At 41.6% G+C, this 2,491-nt stretch carries 3 protein-coding genes; 2 read left to right on the forward strand and 1 reads right to left on the reverse strand.

What is annotated here, in order from left to right:
* A partial coding sequence (locus B4K20_RS09560) for an alpha-D-glucose phosphate-specific phosphoglucomutase (protein WP_289282709.1) occupies positions 1 to 1,007 on the reverse strand: 1,007 nt, incomplete at its 3' end.
* Between the two features lie 81 nt (positions 1,008 to 1,088).
* Between B4K20_RS09560 and B4K20_RS09565 the strand changes: the two genes are divergently transcribed.
* Entirely contained in the window at positions 1,089 to 1,982 is an 894-nt protein-coding gene (locus B4K20_RS09565; protein WP_289282710.1) for a cation diffusion facilitator family transporter, read from the forward strand.
* A gap of 130 nt (positions 1,983 to 2,112) precedes the next feature.
* Positions 2,113 to 2,491: nuclease-related domain-containing protein (locus B4K20_RS09570; protein ID WP_289282711.1), on the forward strand; the 379-nt coding region annotated here is incomplete at its 3' end.

Genomic DNA, 2,491 nt, shown 5'->3' on the forward strand with positions numbered 1-2,491 from the left:
AATTTTTCGGCTACGCGGTCTGCGGCCTGACTGGTTGGCATGGAACGAGCAATACCAGTGATACCATTTTTATATGCTGGTACGAGCTGAGCATTGGCCGCAAGAATAGCCAAGCTGTCAGAAGGGGTCACAAAAAATTGTTTCCCCAGGATCATATTGCGATCACCATCGCCGTCTGAGGCAGCACCAAAATCCGGGGCGTTATCTGAGAATAACTCGGTCACAAGTTCTTCAGCATAGGTTAGGTTCGGATCTGGGTGGCCATTACCAAAATCAGGTAATGGAATGCCGTTTATGACAGTCCCTTTAGGTGCACCCAGCAAGTTTTCTAATATCTCAATGGCGTAAGGTCCGGTGACCGCATGCATTGCATCAAATCGCATTGAAAAATCGCTTGTGGTTATAAATGTTTTGATTTTTGGAAAATCAAAAATAGACTGCATTAACTGTGCATAATCTGAGACGGGATCAATCACTTCAACTGTCATTGAGCCCAGCGTTTGCTGCCCTAATTTGTGAAGTGCAATATCGGCTGCATTAGAGATTTTATATTCAGTAATTTCAGCAGAATGTTCATAAATTTTACCAGTAATTGATTCTGGTGCAGGCCCACCATTACTGGTGTTAAATTTGATACCAAAGTCACCATCAATACCTGCCGGATTGTGGCTTGCCGACAAAATCAAACCGCCAAACGCTTTATATTTCCGGATAACACATGACGCGGCAGGTGTAGAGAGAATACCATTCTGACCCACCCAAACATGCGAAAAACCATTAGCTGCGGCCATTTTTAGAATGATTTGTATCGCCGTTTGATTGTAATAGCGACCGTCACCACCAACCACTAAGGTTTTACCCTCACAATCACCTAGCGCATTAAAAGTGGATTGAATAAAGTTTTCCAGATAATGAGATTGCTTAAAGACACTGACTTTTTTTCGTAAACCTGAAGTGCCCGGTTTTTGTCCTTCGAATGGGCTGGTATTGATCGTCGAGATTGGCATAAAGCTTTCCTAAAATGAGTTATGTGAGCATCATAAATACTAAACTCACGTTACTTGAATTGAATCCACTATACTAAGTCCATGAATAAGCCTCAACACATTGATAAAGCCCGATTGATGCGTATAGCCACCTATGCATCTGTTGTTACGGCTATTACTCTGATAATCGTTAAGCTATTTGCTTGGTTTCTCACTGACTCGGTTAGCATTCTGGCTACACTTGTTGACTCGAGTCTTGATGTGCTCGCATCTGTTTTGAATATGATTGCTGTGCATCATGCGTTACAGCCCGCAGACAGAGAACATCGTTTCGGACATGGCAAGGCAGAGTCTCTGGCCGGACTGGGCCAATCTATGTTCATTGCAGGCTCAGCCGGCATACTGCTTCTTCAGGCTATAAACCGATTGTTTAAACCTGAAGCTATGGAGCAGGGTATGACCATCGGAATCGCTGTGATGGTGTTTTCTATCATCGCCACGTTTGCGTTGATGGTATTCCAGAACTACGTGATAAAACAAACGGACTCGACGGCAATCAAAGCTGATGCCTTACATTACAAAACCGACTTACTGGTTAATGGTGGTGTTATTCTGGCGCTTGTATTGAGTCTGAATGGTTGGACATTATCAGATCCGCTTATCGCTATTGCTATTGCCTTATTCATATTACACAGTGCATGGGGGATTGTAAGAGAGTCGATTGATTTACTAATGGATCATGAGTTGCCTGATAATGAACGAGAAAAAATTAGTGCTCTGGTTTTAAAACATCCTCAAGCGCGTGGCTTACATGATCTTCGTACACGACGATCGGGGACAACAGTGTTTATTCAACTTCATCTTGAATTGGATGAAACATTGAGTTTGAGGCAAGCTCACGACATTGCGGATGCACTCGAACGAGAGATAGCTGATTTGTTTGATGAAGCGGAAGTCATCATTCATGAAGATCCTATTACACATTTACCGCTGTAGCCTTAACATAAAGCGAATACAATACAACGATGATTTCGTATAATTAGTACACAACAATATTGAGGCCAGTACGATTATTAATTTAGATTTATCCATTCAAGTAGCCATTGCTACAGCGATTTTTTTCCTGTTGTGTATTGCACTCATCATTAGACGTAAAAGAAAGCGTTCTTTTTACTCTCGCAAATTAGAGCGTGCATTACAGACTGTCAAAAAAGAAGAAGCAAAATCGATAATCATTCCTGACGGGTTGGGGGGAATGATTGAAATTGAACGTTTAGTATTGATTGAACAAGGATTGTTAATTATTGAAACTTATCCCATGTCAGGTCACTTGTTTGGGGCTGATCATATCGATCAATGGACCCAGATCATTGATGGCAGAAGTTTTAAATTTACAAACCCACTGCATAGAATCTATAACTCCAAACACGCACTTCAGACACTGGCACCGAAGATTCCTATTTTTTGCCGAATCGTGTTTTCTGAAAATAGTAACTTTCCAAAAG

Origin of the sequence: Methylophaga sp. UBA5088 (assembly GCF_002414625.1) — a bacterium.
Classification (GTDB): domain Bacteria; phylum Pseudomonadota; class Gammaproteobacteria; order Nitrosococcales; family Methylophagaceae; genus Methylophaga; species Methylophaga marina.

What these genes read in the sequence shown, in the direction of transcription:
- B4K20_RS09565 (WP_289282710.1), top strand. Translation starts at nt 1,089, where the DNA reads ATGAATAAGCCTCAACACATTGATAAAGCCCGATTGATGCGTATAGCC.